This is a genomic window from Gottfriedia acidiceleris, assembly GCF_036421055.1.
Lineage (GTDB): Bacteria > Bacillota > Bacilli > Bacillales > Bacillaceae_G > Gottfriedia > Gottfriedia acidiceleris_C.
In genome coordinates this window covers 52,610-71,894 of sequence record NZ_JAZGQS010000016.1, presented here as the reverse complement: position 1 = coordinate 71,894, position 19,285 = coordinate 52,610, and the positions used below count along the sequence as shown (strand labels likewise).

The 19,285-nt window shown below is 31.2% G+C and carries 20 protein-coding genes; 1 reads left to right on the top strand and 19 read right to left on the bottom strand.

Features of this window, described 5'->3' with window-relative positions:
• Nucleotides 1–54: 54 nt before the first annotated feature.
• The 12 genes from RAH41_RS19675 to RAH41_RS19620 form a co-directional block, all read right to left on the bottom strand.
• On the bottom strand, nucleotides 55–888 hold the full coding sequence (locus RAH41_RS19675; protein ID WP_331224949.1) for a hypothetical protein: 834 nt from the start codon (nucleotides 886–888) through the stop codon (nucleotides 55–57).
• A 195-nt stretch (nucleotides 889–1,083) separates the two neighbouring features.
• Nucleotides 1,084–1,590, bottom strand: a complete 507-nt coding sequence (locus RAH41_RS19670) for a hypothetical protein (protein ID WP_331224947.1) — start codon at nucleotides 1,588–1,590, stop codon at nucleotides 1,084–1,086.
• 167 nt (nucleotides 1,591–1,757) lie between these two features.
• Nucleotides 1,758–1,910 (bottom strand): hypothetical protein, encoded by a 153-nt coding sequence (locus RAH41_RS19665; protein ID WP_331224945.1) that lies wholly within the window; start codon nucleotides 1,908–1,910, stop codon nucleotides 1,758–1,760.
• Between the two features lie 45 nt (nucleotides 1,911–1,955).
• Complete coding sequence (locus RAH41_RS19660) at nucleotides 1,956–2,249, bottom strand: hypothetical protein (RefSeq protein ID WP_331224944.1); 294 nt, start codon at nucleotides 2,247–2,249, stop codon at nucleotides 1,956–1,958.
• 142 nt (nucleotides 2,250–2,391) lie between these two features.
• Complete coding sequence (locus tag RAH41_RS19655) at nucleotides 2,392–3,300, bottom strand: aminoglycoside phosphotransferase family protein (RefSeq protein ID WP_331224942.1); 909 nt, start codon at nucleotides 3,298–3,300, stop codon at nucleotides 2,392–2,394.
• A 122-nt stretch (nucleotides 3,301–3,422) separates the two neighbouring features.
• Complete coding sequence (locus tag RAH41_RS19650) at nucleotides 3,423–3,890, bottom strand: NUDIX domain-containing protein (protein WP_331224940.1); 468 nt, start codon at nucleotides 3,888–3,890, stop codon at nucleotides 3,423–3,425.
• 150 nt (nucleotides 3,891–4,040) lie between these two features.
• Nucleotides 4,041–5,210: an acetylornithine transaminase gene (locus RAH41_RS19645; protein WP_331224938.1), complete on the bottom strand. Its 1,170-nt coding sequence runs from the start codon at nucleotides 5,208–5,210 to the stop codon at nucleotides 4,041–4,043.
• Nucleotides 5,203–5,973, bottom strand: a complete 771-nt coding sequence (gene argB / locus RAH41_RS19640; RefSeq protein ID WP_331224935.1) for an acetylglutamate kinase — start codon at nucleotides 5,971–5,973, stop codon at nucleotides 5,203–5,205. Before argB ends, RAH41_RS19645 begins: the two co-directional genes overlap by 8 nt.
• Before the next feature lie 14 nt (nucleotides 5,974–5,987).
• Nucleotides 5,988–7,211: a bifunctional ornithine acetyltransferase/N-acetylglutamate synthase gene (gene argJ, locus RAH41_RS19635; protein ID WP_331224934.1), complete on the bottom strand. Its 1,224-nt coding sequence runs from the start codon at nucleotides 7,209–7,211 to the stop codon at nucleotides 5,988–5,990.
• Between the two features lie 13 nt (nucleotides 7,212–7,224).
• On the bottom strand, nucleotides 7,225–8,256 hold the full coding sequence (argC, locus tag RAH41_RS19630; protein ID WP_331224932.1) for an N-acetyl-gamma-glutamyl-phosphate reductase: 1,032 nt from the start codon (nucleotides 8,254–8,256) through the stop codon (nucleotides 7,225–7,227).
• 174 nt (nucleotides 8,257–8,430) lie between these two features.
• Nucleotides 8,431–9,651: a phospholipase D-like domain-containing protein gene (locus RAH41_RS19625; protein WP_331224930.1), complete on the bottom strand. Its 1,221-nt coding sequence runs from the start codon at nucleotides 9,649–9,651 to the stop codon at nucleotides 8,431–8,433.
• 196 nt (nucleotides 9,652–9,847) lie between these two features.
• On the bottom strand, nucleotides 9,848–10,069 hold the full coding sequence (locus RAH41_RS19620; RefSeq protein ID WP_331224928.1) for a hypothetical protein: 222 nt from the start codon (nucleotides 10,067–10,069) through the stop codon (nucleotides 9,848–9,850).
• A gap of 279 nt (nucleotides 10,070–10,348) precedes the next feature.
• Between RAH41_RS19620 and RAH41_RS19615 the strand changes: the two genes are divergently transcribed.
• A complete protein-coding gene (locus RAH41_RS19615; RefSeq protein ID WP_331224926.1) occupies nucleotides 10,349–11,191 on the top strand; it encodes a hypothetical protein in 843 nt (280 codons plus the stop codon).
• Nucleotides 11,192–11,585: 394 nt separating this feature from the next.
• On the opposite strand, the gene RAH41_RS19610 is transcribed toward RAH41_RS19615, so the two are convergent.
• The 7 genes from RAH41_RS19610 to RAH41_RS19580 form a co-directional block, all read right to left on the bottom strand.
• A complete protein-coding gene (locus tag RAH41_RS19610) occupies nucleotides 11,586–12,011 on the bottom strand; it encodes an SRPBCC family protein (RefSeq protein WP_331224924.1) in 426 nt (141 codons plus the stop codon).
• 453 nt (nucleotides 12,012–12,464) lie between these two features.
• The gene (locus tag RAH41_RS19605; RefSeq protein WP_331224923.1) at nucleotides 12,465–12,677 is read right to left on the bottom strand and encodes a hypothetical protein; all 213 of its coding nucleotides are present in this window, start codon (nucleotides 12,675–12,677) and stop codon (nucleotides 12,465–12,467) included.
• A 323-nt stretch (nucleotides 12,678–13,000) separates the two neighbouring features.
• Nucleotides 13,001–13,771 (bottom strand): 3-hydroxyacyl-CoA dehydrogenase, encoded by a 771-nt coding sequence (locus RAH41_RS19600; RefSeq protein WP_331224922.1) that lies wholly within the window; start codon nucleotides 13,769–13,771, stop codon nucleotides 13,001–13,003.
• A 30-nt stretch (nucleotides 13,772–13,801) separates the two neighbouring features.
• On the bottom strand, nucleotides 13,802–14,953 hold the full coding sequence (locus RAH41_RS19595; protein WP_331224920.1) for a thiolase family protein: 1,152 nt from the start codon (nucleotides 14,951–14,953) through the stop codon (nucleotides 13,802–13,804).
• A gap of 25 nt (nucleotides 14,954–14,978) precedes the next feature.
• Complete coding sequence (locus RAH41_RS19590; RefSeq protein ID WP_331224919.1) at nucleotides 14,979–16,127, bottom strand: acyl-CoA dehydrogenase family protein; 1,149 nt, start codon at nucleotides 16,125–16,127, stop codon at nucleotides 14,979–14,981.
• Nucleotides 16,128–16,314: 187 nt separating this feature from the next.
• On the bottom strand, nucleotides 16,315–17,319 hold the full coding sequence (locus RAH41_RS19585; protein ID WP_331224917.1) for an NAD(P)-dependent alcohol dehydrogenase: 1,005 nt from the start codon (nucleotides 17,317–17,319) through the stop codon (nucleotides 16,315–16,317).
• Nucleotides 17,320–18,211: 892 nt separating this feature from the next.
• Complete coding sequence (locus RAH41_RS19580; RefSeq protein ID WP_331224915.1) at nucleotides 18,212–19,060, bottom strand: DegV family protein; 849 nt, start codon at nucleotides 19,058–19,060, stop codon at nucleotides 18,212–18,214.
• Nucleotides 19,061–19,285 lie beyond the last annotated feature (225 nt).

Here is a 19,285-nt window from a genome sequence, read left to right as displayed (position 1 = left end):
ACGCATGCGTTAGTTCAATAAGATTTTTTTATAAAACTACCAGTATTTACTCTATTAAACCAATAAAATTGGTTCGAATTCCAAATTTCTATCTAACTTATTTTTCTTAACTAACTGAAAAAAATCTTGAGAAATAAAAATTAACCTTGCACACATATGACCGTCCCCAAATGTCTCAGCAGACTTGATAATGTCTACATATACATTTTCGAATACACTATTCTGATATTTAAACCCTTTTCCACTATAAATAAATTTGGTTCCTTCACATTTATTACAATGTAGTGTACTTGCTATTGTATCACTATCTTCTAACATTCCAGGTTTAAGTTGATCATTAATATACAGTTGGTGTACATCATCAAGTATTACATTATCTTTAGCATTTTTTTTAACTTCATAAAAATCAAAACCTTTTAGCGAACTCTTTTGCAATTCATCCTTCGCTTTGCTACTAATAAATAATTCATCTTCAATCCAGTTAGGCATTAGAAAATTCTTACTTGACCATTTAGGTGACTTTTTTAGTCTAAAACTATCTTTCTGAACGAGTCCACGCCCGCAACCATTACAAAGCTTTTCATCGTTGTATGTGATATGTCTATATGCCATTTTTCCTTCGGGTTGAGGATATGCCCATCTCCATTTACTTCTTACTCTTAGCCATTTGGCATTGTTAAACTCTTTTTGTGAATAAATAGTATCTACTAATGAGGGTAGGTCAAATTGATTGGCGATTTTTTTTATGTCATCCCAATGATCATTATCTTCATAAACTTCAAAAACACCGATATCGTGCGTAATCTCAAAAGGAATTTCAATTGAACGCAGAAAATCTTCAAGCTTTTTGTTCCCTTTACTAAAACAATACCTATGTTTAAATCTCATATTCTCCTCCTAATTGTTTAAAACAAAAAGCAACCAATTTATTTAAGCAATTTTACCATATTATTTTTAAGATTTTATTAAATAATTTTCAAAGTCTTATTGGACTAATCTGCCATTTACTTGAATAAAAAAACTGCAATTAAGCAGTCAGAGATCTTCAACTTAAGCACGCGTTAGTTCAATAAGCTATGTTCTTTAGTAAAACTCTTCTAATAGATAAAGTTGTTTTTTTGTAGGATTTAATATGAAAATTGCTGTATCTGACGATTTTTTGTTTCCTCGCGTAATCAGATAATATCCATCTTCACTAATTATAATGGGATGACGTGAGAGTGCTAATTGATTGTCGTTTTTTTCTCTTGAGTATTCGATTGCGTTTTTAGTGAATTCATTCACCTTTCGCTTAAGAATAATACTATTTTTCTTGTCGATTTTCTTCCAGAAATGCTCTTTGGTTAATTTTTTGAATTCACTTGTATCATACGTATACACCGTATATAACTGACCATCCAGACCAAGTCCACCAGTATCATTAATAATAATTTCTGATTTAGTAGGACTGTTAATACCTATGTTCCAATTATGCTTAACGAAAATATCATCTGAGAAAAAATGTTGATATACAAAGTACCAACCACAAATTCCTATTAATATTGATAATACAGATACTGATAAAAATTTCTTCTTAAAAATTGATTTCATCGAACGGTTCTCCAATTTAAAAAATCTTATTAAGCCAACCTAATATTAACACGTGCTTTTACTGAACTAAGTTGCCAAAAAGTGAATCGGGAGCTGTTCGTTCAGCTCCATAGTTTTGTTCAACTAATGCATGCGTTAGTTCAATAAGAATATCATTTATTTTTGTTCTATGATTCATTAATTAACTTACAAAGATAGCCGATTATATACTCTCTTTTTGTATTTTCTTCGATATCATTATTTTCAACAAGTTCATTAATACCTTTACTAATAACATCCCATAAAGGTGTATTTTCAAATTTTTCATATGGATGTGACATTCCATTCCTCCATGTGTCCTACTTCAACTAATGCATTGCGTTAGCTTAATAAGAACTATTTAATTTAAAGCCTTGCTTTTTTGCATACTTGTTAATAGTATTTAGTAAATTTTCTCTGTAAATTGAATGACAACACGAAATTTCTCTATGGTTATCATCAGGATAAATATCTTCTAGATATATAATAAAATTTAATTGGTCCATTTTTTTTATGATATATCGATTACCTTCAAATTCGCCATTTCTAATATGAAAAGAAGTTATAAAAGCATAAATATCTTCATACAACTCTTGAGATGAAATTTCATCTTCTAAAAACCGTTCTATTACATTCACCATGATACTATCTAACCCACTTTACTGTTCATTTTTTACATTTATTTTATCATTTTTTATTGAACTAAACTGCCATTTAGTTCCATAAGAAAATCAACAATCCCTTTACTCACCCAAATAAATAGATAAAGCAGCCAACAAAAATCTAATAAAATTTTGTATGTAAATCCTTAAATATATTTATAGCCTGAAAAAAGTACTTATTATAAGTTCCTTCATCTTCTAAGCTCCAACATGTTGATAACACAGCATGCGAATAACCCCACAGTAGTACTCTTTCTTTATTTAGATTCAATTCTTTTACTAGTAGATTCATTCGATTTTCTAGAGTCGTAGTAATATCTTTCCCCTCTAGGTTGTTTAATAGAAACTGGATGATGTCGTACTCTCTTTCGCCTATTAATCCTTTTGGGTCAATCACTTTCCATGAGTATTCTCCTGCTTTTAATATATTATAATGATGTAAGTCTCCGTGAAGTAAGTATTTTGTAGGTTGTGTCCGATTCATTTCTTTGAAAATATCGAATGCATCTAATAGTATTTCTTTTGAAATAGGGCCTAAGCCATTAGGAAATTTTTCAACGAATCGACTTAAGCTTTTTTCTCTACTTAATATGGAAGGTATTTTAGTGGATTTAGGTGGAGTTTTCCATAAATTCCTCATTACTTTGACCGCTATACTCATTGCCTCTTGTTCATTTTCAATCGTAGCAAGCGTATCACCTGGCAATAATTGTTCTAAAATTAGGATGCCTTCATTAAGATCGGAATCAATAACTTTAACGAACTGATTATCTTTAAACTCTTTTAAAGCTTCAACCTCACTATTAAATTCCTCATTAGGGACTGCTAGTTTAATAACTGCGTTTTTTTGACCATCAATTAAAATTGGCGCTACAAAATTATATGATAATTCAAATGGAGATAATATTTTCATCTTCCATCGAATTTCACATTTATTACACAAATCATCAAAATTTCTAAGCCATCTTTCTCCTTTTTCTTTATGAATATCTTTAATCGTTTTTATAAACTGATCTGGAAGGGTTATCATTTAATCATCCTTTATTTATAGAATAAATGTAGAGTTTGAACTGAAGTAGAATTGCTTTTTATAAAAGAAGAAAAATTGAGTCACGAACTCAACTCACATTAAATTTTAGAAGCTGAAAATACTCATATTAGTTGTTCTTTTAATTTGTACTCTTCAATTAATCGATTATTTTGATACTTACCTTTTGCATATTGAATAATTTGACTTTTAATATTTGGGTATAAAATGATAGTGTCTAGTTCATTAATCGGTATCCACTTTACGGCAGTTTGATTTGGATCTGGATTTGGGGGCATCGATGGAATTGAATCTTCCTTAATATAACAGCGGAACATTAAACTTAATCCATGTATTTTATGACCGGTCATATGAGGTGCATTTTCTGAAACGAATACAAGTTCTCCAACCTCAACTTCTACCCCTGCTTCTTCAAATGCTTCTCTTTTTACAGCCTCAACAATTGTCTCTCCAGGTTCGGTCCCTCCAGCTGGTAAATTATAGTGAATTCCGTCCTCATCTGTAAATTGAATTAATAAAACTGAATCATTTTCAATAATTAAAGCACATGCTCTTACACGAATATGATACATAGCCTAGCTCCTCCCCAAATAAAAGTGATTATTCCATTATCTAAAAAATTATTTCAACTTTCAATCTATTTTAACGAATCAAGCAGAAAGTCCTAAATAATAAAAAGGCATCATGGTATAGGTCCATGAATGCCTTCTAGTCAAAAAATACTATACATTTTTCACCTGGCTATCTAATAAGTAAGAAGAAAGAACTTGATTCATTATTTGGATTGCTTCATCTATTTCTTCATATGATAAATTGATCGGCGGTAATAATCTTAATACATTAGGTCCAGCAGTACCAACAATTAAACCATTCTTTAAAAATTGCTCAACTAGTTGATCCACAGATTGATTTAACTCAATACCTAACATTAATCCTTTGCCGCGTATTTCTATTATTTGTGGAAACTCTTCTTTCATTTCAACTAATTTATCAATTAAATACTGTCCTTTATCTTTTACACTATTTAAAAACTGCAAATCATTAATAATATTAATTGTTTCAAAAGCAGCCGCCATTGCTAAATAATTTCCGCCAAAAGTTGAGCCATGAGCCCCCAACGAGAATGTATTAGCTAGATTGTTTTTACCGAGCATTGCCCCAACTGGAAAACCATTCCCTAATCCTTTTGCTAGCGTAATAATATCTGGATTCAGTGGAGTTTGTTCATAGGCAAACATTGTTCCTGTTCTGCCCACTCCGGTTTGTACTTCATCAACAATGAGTAATAATTCATGTTTTTCACAAAGAGCTTGAACCCCTTCAAAAAAATCATTATTACCAACGATTACACCACCTTCACCTTGGATTACCTCCAAAATAATAGCTCCAGTATTTTCATTAATTTCATTTTCTAATGCATTCAAATCATTATATGGGACATATGTAAAACCACTTAACATTTCACCGTATCCTTCATGGATTTTAGACTGACCTGTAGCAGCCATTGATCCAAATGTACGTCCATGAAAGCTTTGTTTAAAACTGATTATATGAGATTTACCTGAATGTTTTCTTGCTAATTTTATAGCTGCCTCATTCGCTTCTGTACCACTATTACAGAAAAATACTAATCCATCCTTAAAGCTTTTTACTAAAACTTTAGCTAGCTCTTCTTGTTTTTTAATTGTAAATAAATTCGATACGTGCCAAATCGATTCAACTTGTTCTTTTAGTGCATTGACAACTTTTGGATGGCAATGACCTAAGTTACAAACAGCAATACCACTTAAAAAATCTAGGTACTTGTTATTTTCGTCATCATATAGGTAAGTACCTTTTCCATTCTGAAAATTAATCGTTTTTTTATTATAAGTTGGGAATAAATTACTCACTTAACACAACTCCTTTTGTAAATACTGTACCGTTAATCGTTCCATTTTCATTTAAAAAATTCTCACCTACAATAGCTACTGAATTGACTACATTTAATGCATTTAAAGCACTTGTAACTTTTGGGATCATACCACCATAAATTGTTTTTTCTTCGATTAATTTATCAACTTCACTAGGCGTAATGTTTTCAATCAATTTTTGTTCTAAATCTAAAACACCATTTGTATTTGTAATAAAGCAGAGTAGTTCAGCATTCATTGCCTTGGCAATGCTTTTTGCTGCTTCATCTGCATTAATATTATATTTTTGGCCAATTTTATCCACCCCGACAGGTGAAATAACTGGTACATAATCATTTCTCATCAGTAAATCTAATAGATTTGTATTTACATCTTCAATTTCTCCAACCCAACCTAATTTTCCCTTATTATAAAGTGAAGCTTCTAGTAATAGATTGTCACAACCTGATAGACCAATAGCTTTAATATTATATTGATTACAAATGATCGTTAAATCTTTATTGATTTTTCCGTTAAGGACATACTCTACAATTTCTAAAACTTCGGACGAAGTCTTACGAATGCCATCTTCCATTTCTACTGGAATTGAAAACTTTAATAATAAATTATTTATAAGTGGTCCCCCTCCATGAACAAGAATAACTTTTTTACCACTCATTTTTAATTGGTTTATATTTTCAAAGAATGTATTTGATAAGTTATGGATTAAACTACCACCAAGTTTAATAACTACTGTTTCCACTATTAAATTCCCCCTTATGTGCGATAGCTTGCATTAATTTTCACATAATCATAAGTTAAATCGCAGCCCCATGCAGTACCAACATCATCACCTTCGTGTAAATGGACATCAATATAAATCATTTCATTTTTCAAAGCATTTTTAGCCTCTTCTTCATTAAACTCAACTGGTTTACTACCAAATAATACTGTTACACCATTAATGGAGATATCGATTTGATTAAATTTACCTTCAACACCGCTATATCCAATTGCACCGATAATTCTTCCCCAGTTAGCGTCTTCGCCGTAAACGGCGGTTTTTACTAAATTTGATCCGACGATCGCTTTCGCAATTTGATTTGCATTTTTTTGGCTTGAAGCTCCATTTACATTTACTTCAATTAACTTAGTTGCCCCTTCACCATCTCTAGCAATCTTTTTAGCTAAGTCTTCACAAACTAATTGAAATGCAGCTACAAAATTAGTCCAATCTGAATGACATTCAGTTAATTCCTCATGTTCAACAGCTCCATTTGCCATAACCAGGACCATATCATTTGTAGAAGTATCTCCATCAACTGTAATTTGATTAAATGTTTTATCTGTCACTTCTTTTAATAATGTTTGTAACTGGCCAGAACTAATCGTAGCATCAGTTGTCACAAAACCAAGCATAGTTGCCATATTTGGATGAATCATTCCAGAACCTTTAGCTGTACCAGCAATCGTTACGATCTTTCCGTCAATCAATACTTCATAACAAGTAGTTTTTATAACGGTATCTGTCGTTAAAATTGCGTGCCCAAAATCTTCTCCATCTTCCAACTTTTTACCAATCGTTAACATATCAATACCACTTTTTAATCGATCCATTTTTAAATATTCACCGATTACACCAGTTGATGCAATTGCGACTAAATGTTCTGGTAAATCAAGGTGATCAGCACACCATGCTCTCATTAAATAGGCATCATCTTCACCTTTTTTACCTGTACATGCATTTGCACAACCACTATTTACTAAAACTGCTTGAAGCTTATTACGATATGCAATACTCTTTTTTGTTATTGCAATTGGTGCAGCTGGAAATAAATTTAATGTATAAACTGCCGCAACTGATGCTGGTTTCTCAGAATAAATTAATCCTAAATCTTTACGTTTATAACGTAGTCCAGCGTGAACTCCACTAGCATAAAAACCATTTGGTGATGTAATTGTTCCATTAATTTTTTTTATATTCTTTTCTTTCGTTATCATCTTTTATCTCTCCTTATGGAAATATTGGCGTAAATTGTAAACCTGTTTCATCTGGTAAACCTAGCATTAAATTCATATTTTGAATTGCCTGACCTGCCGCCCCTTTAACAAGATTATCAATGACAGAAACTATTGTGATTCGATTTGTACGTTTGTCGTAAGTAGCGTATAAATCACAAAAATTTGAACCATAAACATCTTTTGTACAAGGTACTCCATCTCTTACTCTCACAAAATACGAATCTTCATAACTTTGGTTATAGATTTCTTTTAATTCTTCATTACTAATTTCACGTGTTGAAGTAACATAAATTGTTGACAAAATTCCTCTTGTCATTGGAATTAAATGTGGTGTAAAAGTAATAAAATCCTGTGTTGAATCGATTGATCCAATAAATTGTTCAATTTCAGGTATATGTTGATGTTCAGTAATTTTATAGGCTGTTAAATTTTCATTTCGATTCATAAATTGAGTCGTTTGATTAGCCGTTTTGCCTGCACCAGAAATTCCAGATTTAGCATCTACTATTATCGAATTTTTCTGTACAATTCCTGCCTTTAATAATGGCGCGACTCCTAGTAGTGTTGCTGTTGGATAACATCCCGGATTAGCAATATTATTGGATTCTTTGATTGCATCTCGATTAAGTTCAGATAATCCGTATGTAAATTGGTTCGTTTTTAAAAAACAAGGATGTGTATGTTTATACCATTTTTGGTATGTTTCTTCTTTTTTTAATCGAAAATCTCCTGATAGATCAATCAATTTTGTTTTTGAAAAATCGATTTCATCCATTAATTCACTGCTTACTCCATGTGGTGTCGCAAAAAACAAAATATCATTTTCTGAAACAGATTTATCTTTATTCCACTTTTTTATTGCCCCACTAGTATTAGTAGCTAAATGTGGATAATAAGTAGTCAAATCTTCTGTATAATCTGATGTTGAATAAAAATTCATTCCGCTTATTTCCGGATGCATTGATAGTAATCTTATGAGTTCTAGACCACCATAACCGGTTGCCCCAATAATACCAACTTTCATATAATTAACCCCTTTTATAAAATTATATTCTTCATTATAATTATGAATAAATATAAAATCAATTGTATTTTTATAAAAATATGAAAATAAAAAAGATTAACCAATATTCTTGATTAATCTTTCATTATTTTTTTATTGTATTCTTTATCGATAAATTAAGTACAACTAGTTTTTTTATAAATAAAACTCAAATACTTTCGCTATTTTTTCCTTTATTTTTTCTTTAAACGGTAAATTTTTAATATAAGTAGGCGTAATTTTAAAAGCATGTTTAAATACATCGTCTAATTCTGGTTCTACCTGTTTAATAAATTGTTGATCGTAAATATAACAATTTAATTCATCCGTTAAATGAAATGACCTCGAATCAAAATTTGTAGTGCCAATCATTAAAACTTTATCATCAATTTTCATTACTTTTCCGTGAAAAATACCTTTTTTAAACCCATACACTTTTATGTTATTTTTCCAAGCTTGCTTTATATATGGAAATGCTGCTTGTTGTACTAAAAGTGCATCTGACTTATGTGAATATAATATTTTTACTTCAATTCCTCTATTCGCCGCATCTAATAATGAATTCCAAATCACCTTATTATTCGGTATAAAATATGGAGAATAAATGGTTATAGACTGTTTTGCTTGTTTAAACAATTTACTGTATTCTTGCTGAATTCCTATTTTAGTATAAGAAACAAATTGATGCTGGCTTCTTCCATTTTTTTTACTGATCTCCATTTGATTAATTTTTTGGTCTGAATTTTTTCTCCAATCATGTACAAATTGTTTCTCTAAACCTTCAACACCGCTGCCCACTAATCTAAGCTGAACATCTTCCCAAGGTTTTAACCCTTTTTTTTCATCTATATACTTCTTACCTATATTAAACCCACCAATATAACCAATTTCTCCATCAATAATCGTCATCCGACGATGATTTCTGTTGTTGATCGATGCAAAAAAATAGGATAATTGGGGTTTATTAAAATATGTAAAATGTACTCCATGATCGATTAAAGATTTTCTTTCTTTCCGTTCTAATAAAATTCCACCAAGACGATCAACAGCATAATAAACTGGTATTCCTTCATCACTCTTCTTTTTCAAAACATCTAAAAATTCATGTGAAACACGGTCATTAGAAACTGAAAAAAAGTAGATATGTACTTCCTTTTTTGCATTCTTAATATCTTGAAATAATTGCTTATTTAAAGTCCTGCCGTTCGTATAAATCGACAAATCACTGTATCCCATTGGATATGTTATTGGCTTTTCAGCAAAAATATTCTTTTTTTGGGCTTTCTCCATTTCAATCTCATTTAATGCAAATAAGATGACCAATAGTGAAAATAGGAGTGCTAACATTTTAAATATGAATTTAAATATTTTTTTCATAGATTCCTCTTACTATGTTTGGCATAAGAGTATTTTTTGAATAAAATGACTTAAATATCCATATTTATTTCAATTATGGAATTTTTTTATTTAGTTAAATTAAAAAGTTGATTTTGGACTAAAAAAAGGCTATCTAATTAGACAACCCTTAAGAACATCTATACTGAGTATTTTAAATTGAATCATCGAATATTTATTAAGCCTTTAACATTTTCATCAAAAAATCAGGAGTGGGTATACCAAATATATTATCAACTAGATCTTGAATCGTTAAACTATTTATCACATTAAAATACCATACTAATATTTTCCGTGGATCTTCCTTTAAGAATTCACCACTTTCTTGTCCTTTTATATAGATTGGGATGAGTAAATCAATTAAATAATCAGGTGAATAGTTTAATAAAAACTCAGTCACTTTTTCCGGTACTTCGTTCTTTTTCCTCCCTTGTTATGATTTTCGTTTAGCATTTTTTCAGTTAATAATTCGAAAAGTTGGTAAGTAGTTCCTTGACAGTTTTTTGAACTAAGCACTCGTTGGTTCAATAAGAAATTTTTAAACAGTTTCTAGTTATTGAGTAAATCACTATAAAAACTAATTCTCTTATATTTCCAAATTTTTATTAGCTTTTTTTTCTAAAAAATAACACAAAATAGATGTTATCCATTACAAAAACATCGGAGTTGATTTTTAGTTGTGAAAAAAGTTGCTTTTATTGTAATTCTATTCCTTTCATTAATTTGCTTTACAGATTTTACTTATGCTGCGAGAAATGAACCAGTACTCACCCCAATTAGCTTTCAAATAGAAATTCAGGATTGGGAAGCTGTTAACAAAATAATCCCAAAATACTCGTTGTTCACTGTAATCGATGTGGAAACTGGCAAGAGCTTTAATGTACAAAGAAGAGCTGGTAGTAGACATGCAGATGTTCAGCCCTTAACAAGAGAAGATACAAAGATAATGAAGGAAATATATGATGGGAACTGGAGTTGGAGGAGAAGGGCTGTATTAATTTTAGCAGATGAAAACCTAATCCCTGCATCTATGCACGGAATGCCCCATGGCGCAGGTTCGCTTCCAAACGGTTTCTGTGGTCATTTTTGCATTCATTTTATGGGAAGCACAACACATCGGACAGGTAAAGCAGACTTTTCTCACCATGTGATGATCCTTAAAGCTGCTGGAAAGATTAATGAATATATGAACAACCTACCACCTTCCCAACTGCTAAATGTATTGTTCGTTTCAATTAAAAACCAAGATAAAGGCTTGGTTAAAAAAATCGCCATCAGTAATCAAAAAAATATTAAAAATTATCTTAAGAAAATTAAAAAAATAGAAGCGATACAATGGACTTTGTCCAAGACGAAGGAATCAGAGCCATCCTCTTTAGAATCTGAAATCCCAGTTGAGGTTAATCTCTTTATAAAAGATAAGGGTCGAATAAGGACTAAACTTTCTTTAACCTTGGTGAGAACATCACCGATCTCTCCTTGGAAAGTGAATATCGATCCTTTGATTTCTAGCATTAACTAGGTCGAGACAATTAAAAGGGCTATCCTTAATAGCCCTTTTAATTTTGAATATGTATTCCTTAAAAATCTGTACTTTTATAAATTACTAAAATATTGATAACTGTCCTATATATAGAAATAATTAGCGAAATTATAAGTAACCAAAAGTATAAATTGTAATCATGTTCAGACCACATTGAAACGATTACAATCGTAAATAATATAATTGCGCCTATACTTTTCCATTCGTATGCTACTATAGACTTTAATTTATGCATTGATGATTCCTGTTTATTTTCTTCAACAAAAAACTTAGCTAATGATTTTGGCGAAACCTTTCTATTTTGGATTTAAATATAGCTTTATAAATCAAAAATCAGAGAATGATTCAAATCATTCTCTGATTTTTCTTATATTTATAAGTTTGTTTGTTCTGCATATCTTTTAAAATTATCTAGAATTGCTTGCCATCCTTGTTGTTGAAACTCAACAGGATTAGTTGTTTCAGGATCGAATGTTTCAATTACTTCTGTTTCGTTTCCTTTACTACTAAATGTGATATTAACCTTTCTTCCATCACCTAGCGTATATGCAATAACCTCATATTTTTTAACTTCATCATAAATCCCACCAAAGTCGAATCCAAAACTGCCATCTTTTGCTTCCATTCTTGATCGGAATTCCCCGCCAACACGTAAGTCATTTTCCGCAATAGGTGTATGCCAGTCGTCTGAGGCACTGTTCCATTTTTTAATATGTTCAGGTTCTGTCCAAAATTCCCATACTTTTTCGATTGAAGCTTTAATAGTTGCTTTTATTGTGACTTTATTAGATGTTTCCATTTTAATACCGCCTCTCTAGATAAAAATATATTTTTCAAAAAATATTTGTGAATAACTGTAATTTATACGATTTCAAAAAATCATTCTATCTATTCATTTCTTTCATTTCTTATCAATATTTATCCCCTTAAGCGGTTTTGATTTTATTTAATAAGTTATATCATTTAATGGGTAAAATAAAAAAGATTTACCAGATAAAGAAAGGATGAATGAAGATGGAAAATAAAAAAAACAAATCCACTAAAACAAGCATTAGTTGTCCAAACTGTCATTCAAACGTTTCCATTAATGACGAAAATTCAAATATTAGTAGCGAAATACAAGAACATTATTTATATGAGTGCCCTAATTGTGGAAAACCAGACCTTTTTTATAATAAAAAGTAATTTTATAAACGACTCAAATGGGTCGTTTTCTCAAACAGATTATCACTATCGGATGCGATAGTTAAATTTAATTTTTTTCATTTTCTTCAGTATTAAATAAATCAGCTAAAGGAATTTGGATTGAATTAAAATACGTTGAGAACAGATTAAGAATCCCTACAACGAATAAGATCCAACCAAAGCCTCTTAGTATAACAGGACCAACAAAATTAGTAAAATAAGTTAAAGTTACAATTAATAGACCAAATATTATGTACATTGCACTGACTGGATTTTTCATGTTTATTTCTCCTGCATGTGTAGGTAATTTTAATTTTATCATAAAGTAAAAAAATGGTAATCAATCAAAAGACTTATGAAAACTTCACTTCATAATGCATCTTATCTACTAGTTTCTAATAAAAAAGAGCTTTTAGTAGTTTTGATTTTCACACGTGTTAGTTTCAATTAAATTCTTATTTTCCCTTCACTCCACCATATTAAGAATTCCTCTAAATATGGATTAAATTCAAATAGTTCACTCATTTAAATCAACTTCAACCAATAAACAAAAAAGCAGGAGAACAAGTTAACTTGCTCTTCCTGCCTCTCATGTAAACACTATTATTTTGGCTGCATACGAATTGCACCGTCTAAACGGATTACTTCACCATTTAACATTGGATTTTCAACAATGCTTTTCGCTAAGTGTGCGTATTCTGATGGCTTTCCTAGACGTGATGGGAATGGAACCATATTTCCTAATGATTCTCTAGCTTTTTCTGGTAATACATCAAACATTGGTGTTTCAAAAATTCCAGGAGCAATACTCATCACTCTGATGCCGTATCTTGATAAGTCCCTAGCAATTGGTAATGTCATTCCAGCTACTGCACTTTTTGATGCACCGTAAGCTGCTTGCCCCATTTGACCATCAAATGCTGCTACTGAAGCGGTGTTAATAATTACACCTCTTTCACCAAATTCATTTGGTTCATTGTTAATCATTTGTTCAGCTGCTAAACGAATAACGTTAAATGTACCAACTAGGTTTACATTAATGATTTTTTGGAAAGATTCTAATGAATGAATTCCGTCTCTTTTAATTACTTTTTCAGCTAAAACAATACCTGCACAGTTTACTACTGTATTGAAAGTTCCATATTTAGTTAAAACATTACTTATTGAATTTTTTACGCTCTCTTCTGAAGATACATCTGTTTTTTCGAAACAAACATTTTCTTCACCTAATTCAGAAATTAAACTAGCAGCTCTTTCTTCATTTAAATCGAATATCGCAGCTTTCCCACCATTTTCTACGATCATTCTAACTGTACCTGCACCTAGACCTGATGCTCCACCTGTTACGATTGCTATACTATCACGAATATTCATTTTTTAAATCCCCCAGTTTGTTGTTGGTTATTAATTTAATCTCTCAATAATCGTTGCATTTGCCATACCATGGCCTTCGCAGATCGCTTGTAATCCATAACGTCCACCTGTTTTCTCTAAAGCATTGCACAAAGTAACCATAACCCTTGCTCCACTAGCTCCAAGAGGGTGACCTAATGCGATCGCTCCACCGAATATATTTAGTTTTTCAAATGGTACATTTAATTCTTTTTGCCATGCTAAAGGTACAGCGGCAAATGCTTCATTAATTTCAAACAAATCGATTTGATCGATTGTTAAACCACATTTATGTAGAACTTTTTGAGTTGCTTGAATTGGCCCAGTTAACATTAATTGAGGGTCTGAGCCAATTACTGTTCTCCCAATAATACGAAACTTTGGCTTAAATCCTAATTGATGAGCTTTTTCTTTGCTCATTAAAAGTAGTCCTGCTGCTCCATCGCTAATTTGACTAGCATTTCCAGCAGTAACCGAACCATTTTCAGCAAAAGCTGGTTTTAAAGTTGATAATTTCTCAATAGACGAGTTTTCTCTTGGTCCTTCGTCTTTCGTAACTTTAACAAGGTCACCATCTTGATTCAAAACAGAAACTGCAACAATTTCGTCTTCAAAATAGCCTTGTTTCATTGCTTTTAATGCTTTTTGATGGCTATTGTAAGCAAATTCATCTTGTTCACTTCGACTAATATTCCACTTTTCATTTATGCGTTCTGCTGAGATCCCTTGATTAAAGTCACCAAACCTATTCGTTAATTTTTCATTCCATTTAGATCCTTTTAAATTCGAAAACATTGGTACACGTGTCATACTTTCAACACCAGCTGCAATGACTATGTCCATATCTCCACTTAAAATGGCTTGTGATGCAAAATGGACAGATTGTTGACTTGAACCACATTGACGGTCAATTGTAACACCAGGCACTTCAATTGGTAGACCTGCTAATAAAGCAGCAACTCTACCAATATCACCAGCCTGTTCACCAATTTGAGTAACACAGCCCATAATCACATCATCTATTTCTTTTGGATCAAATTCATTTCGACTTACTAATTCCTTTAGTACAATTGCAGCCAAGTCATCAGGTCTTGTTTCGCTAAAGCTGCCGCCTCTTTTACCAATAGGTGTTCTTAAAGCATCAACAATAACTACTTCTCTCATAAATTTGATCCTCCAATTTAAATAGTTAATTCAATCCCATTTGTTTTGCAATAATTGTCTTCATGATTTCATTTGTACCTGCATAAATTGACATGATTTGAATATCTCTGAATCGTCTAGCAATCTCGTATTCTTCCATATATCCATATCCACCATGTAATTGAAGACACTCTGAAGCTACTTTTTTACCTAAATCTGTAATCCACCATTTTGCCATTGAAACTTGCTTAACAACATTTGCGCCTTCCATATGCTTATATATTAAGTCCTCAATAAATGTACGACCAATTTCAATTTCAGTAGCCAATTCTACAAGTTTAAATTGAGTATTTTGGAACCCAGCAATTGATTTTCCAAATGCTTTTCTACTTTTCACATATTCAGTTGTTACTTTCAGCATTTCTTCAGCTGAAACTAATGCTTCTAATGCAACTACTAATCTTTCTTGTTGTAATTTTTCCATTAAGTAATAGAAGCCTTTTCCTTCTTCTCCTAATAGATTCTTTACAGGTACTTTAGCATCTTGGAAAATTAATTCAGCCGTATCTTGGCTATGAAGTCCTACTTTATTCAATTTCTTTCCTCTGGAAAACCCAACAGTATCTTTTTCGACAACTAGTAAGCTTATTCCTTTATGTGCTGGTCTAATAGTCGTATCAGTTTTAACAGCAATGATTATAAGGTCTGAATGAATACCATTCGTAATAAAAGTTTTTTCACCATTAACGATATAGTAATCCCCTTCTTTTACCGCTGTTGTTTTAATATTTGCTAGATCTGATCCAGCACCTGGTTCTGTCATTGCAACAGCACTAATATATTCGCCTGTTATACATTTAGGCAGCCATTCCATTTTTTGCTCTTCATTTGCATAAGCAGTCAAATAAGGTACAACAATATCGTTGTGTAAAGCGACACCAACTAAACTTGAACCAACTTTCTCAAGTTCCTCTATAATAATGACTGAATAGCCAAAATCTACACCTAACCCGCCATATTTTTCATCAACATAAGGACACAAAAATCCTTCATTTCCTAATTTATCCCAGAATTCTCTAGGAATCATTTTGTTTTGTTCCCACTCTTCATAAAATGGTACAGCTTCTTTTTGTAAGAACTTTCTAAGAGCCGTGCGGAAGATTTCATGTTCTCTAGTTAAGTAAGAATGTTTCATAATAAGCCCCCCAAAATAGTTAATGATTTCGTTAAAACGCTTACAATACTCAAAATACTAAATTTTTTAAATATTACATTTGTAATAATCATATGATGTTAATTGTAATTTATCAAGGAGCAAAAAAAAAAGAACTGAATAATTCAGTTCTTTTGATTGAAGACAAACTTGTAGGAAACAATTCAAATTAACCAATTTTAACGGTTATCTTACCAAAATTATTGCCTTCACCCATTCGTTGTAGTGCACGAATGACATCCGTAAATTCAAATGATTGATCTATGATTGGTTTAATTTTATGTTCTTCAAAAAATGCCAACATTTGTTCAAACTCTCTTGGACTTCCCATAGTAGTCCCTCTAATATCCATATTTTTAAAGAATACTTTTGGCAAGACTGTTTGTGGAACTGGTCCATTTGTCGCACCGAATGATACAATTCTTCCACCTTGTGCAGTCAAATCAATTAATCGATTAAATGATTCTCCACCAACTCCATCGATCGTAAGGTTTACATATCCAAATTCTTTACGAAGTTTTTTATACCAATCATTTTCTCGATAATTAAAACCAGCAGTCGCACCCATTTCAATTGCCTTTTCAATTTTTTCATTGCTACTAGATGTAACTAGTACTTTTGCCCCGTATGCAACAGCGATTTGCAACGCATATAATGCTACTCCACTTCCAATACCAGGAATCAATACTGTATCATTTTTTTGTAATTGACCGCGTGTCATTAATGCTCTAAATGCAGTTAGTGCAGCTAATGGAATTGCAGCAGCCTCTTCCCATGACAAGTACTCAGGTTTTTTATACACATTTTCAACGGGTAGTTTAATAAATTCGGCAAAAGTACCATTAGAAGGCATTCCAAGTACAGTGAATTCATTAGAATTAATATCGTCACGATCTCCCCAGTTTAAGCTTGGGTTCATGATAACTTCATCACCAACAGTAAATCCCTTTACTTCATCACCAATTGCTTCAATAACTCCAGCACCGTCAGATCCTAAAATTCCATCTAACTTCATTCCTGGATACATACCGTGAGTTATAAAAAAGTCACGTCTATTTAATGATGCTGCCTTTAACTTAATGACCACTTCATTCGGAAGAACAGTATCAATCTCCACATTTTCCAATTTTAGTGATTCAGGCCCTTTAGTGTCTCTTAAAATATACGCTTTCAATTACATCACTCCTATTCATAAAAGAATTTAATTATGTAAAAAGACGATGATAAATCTTACTCAATTTAATTTTACCAAAAAAGTTACATACGGTTTAGTAAAATGATTAGGTAGGAAAGAGTGTAGGGGAAAATATGAGCTGGATTATGAGATTTAGATGTTTTAGTTTACGAGTTTTAGGATAGGATTTTAATATTAAATAGTTATTTGATTTACTTTATCGATTAATATGTGTTTTTATTTTTATTCAATCGAATACGGTACGTGAAATTACTTTTAAATATCCTGGTTTGAATTAGGAAACACAATGGATCGATATTTATAAAAAACTGGACATTATTTGCGAAGTACTTCTCGTTTTGTCCTAATTGAAAGCTTATTATAATAGACTCATTAGATTTCAAACTTATTTTGAACATTTCTTACAAATTGAAGCATCTTAATGGCAGTTTTAGATATTTTGTTTGCAGTTTTAAAATTTTATTTGTACTTTTTGCCATTATATTTGCACTTTTGATGATTTAATTTGCAGTTGTTAAAATCGACAATCCACCAAAAGTCCTTCATCACATAATATTATCAGATTAGTTTTTCAACGTTTTTTCCCATTGAAATAGCGGCAACTTAAACTTCTATCCTACTAAAATTAATTTCCACAGGAATAATCTACTGAATTCAAAACAGTAGTAATTTTGTGTTTGAAAATTACAAATTTTATTTTTTTTTACACTTAATTTTGTCAAAAGTTGTATTATCATTAATAAACATGTCTTTTTATACGTGACGGATATGTGTTGTTATTTCCTTTCAAACTATTTTTTATTATATCTATATATTTTTTTATTTCTAGACAAAAAAACTCTCACCACTTTGAGAGTCGAAATGAATTTTCTTAATTAGCTAGAAAAAAGATTCCTATTGCACTAGGACCAGTGTGAACACCGACTGCTGATCCCACGGCGTTTTCTATTATTTGTTCACAACCAATTAGATCCTTTAATTGTTTAATAAATAGTTCAGTAGAATCATCTTTTACCCCATATACAACCCCAACATTTTTACTAAGCTCATCTTTTCTGATTTTTATTAATTCTAGCATACGATTTAATGCTTTTTTTCGACCTCGTACTTTTTCAAGTGGTTTAAATTTCCCTTCGCTTACTTCCATAATCGGATTTATATTAAGCATTCCACCTAAAAATCCGGCAAACTTCCCTACACGACCGCCACGTATTAAATATTGGAGATCCTCTATCGTAAAAATATGTTGGATCTTATTTATATTGTGTTTTAATTGTTTCATTAGATTCTCAAATGATTCATTATTATTTAAGCCTTCTATTAACTCCATAACTAATACACAAATTCCTAGTGATACTGATCTAGTATCAATTATATGAATTGAGGCATTTGGATTGTTTTCTAAAATGTCTAGTTTAACTAATTGTGCAAAATTATACGTACCAGATAAGTCACCAGAACAAGTAAGATAGACACAATTTTGCTCCGTACTACATGAGACTAAAGTTTGATAAATTGCATCATATGATGGTAAAGATGAAGTAAAGTTCTCTCCATTTTTCATTCTTTGCATTAACTCATTGGATTGTATATTTACTCCATCAAGATACTCTTTTTCCAATTGGTCATAGACTCTTAATGGAATGACTGAAATATCGTATTTCTTCACTAACTCAGTTGGAAGATCAGAAGAGCTATCTACAATTATTTTTAGATTCAATTAAATCACCTCTTTCTAGATTAATAATGTATTTTTAATCTTATTAAACAATAAACTAAATATTCAAACAACTATTCTATTTTTTATTTAAGTTAATTAGATTGACAAGTTTAAGACTAATAAAAGCATTATGATTATTCACTTGTTCAAAAGAATAGTAGGTTAATTGCAGAAGAAATGTTTGAATTTCAATGAATAGATTGAATTCCTCATATAAAATTGATG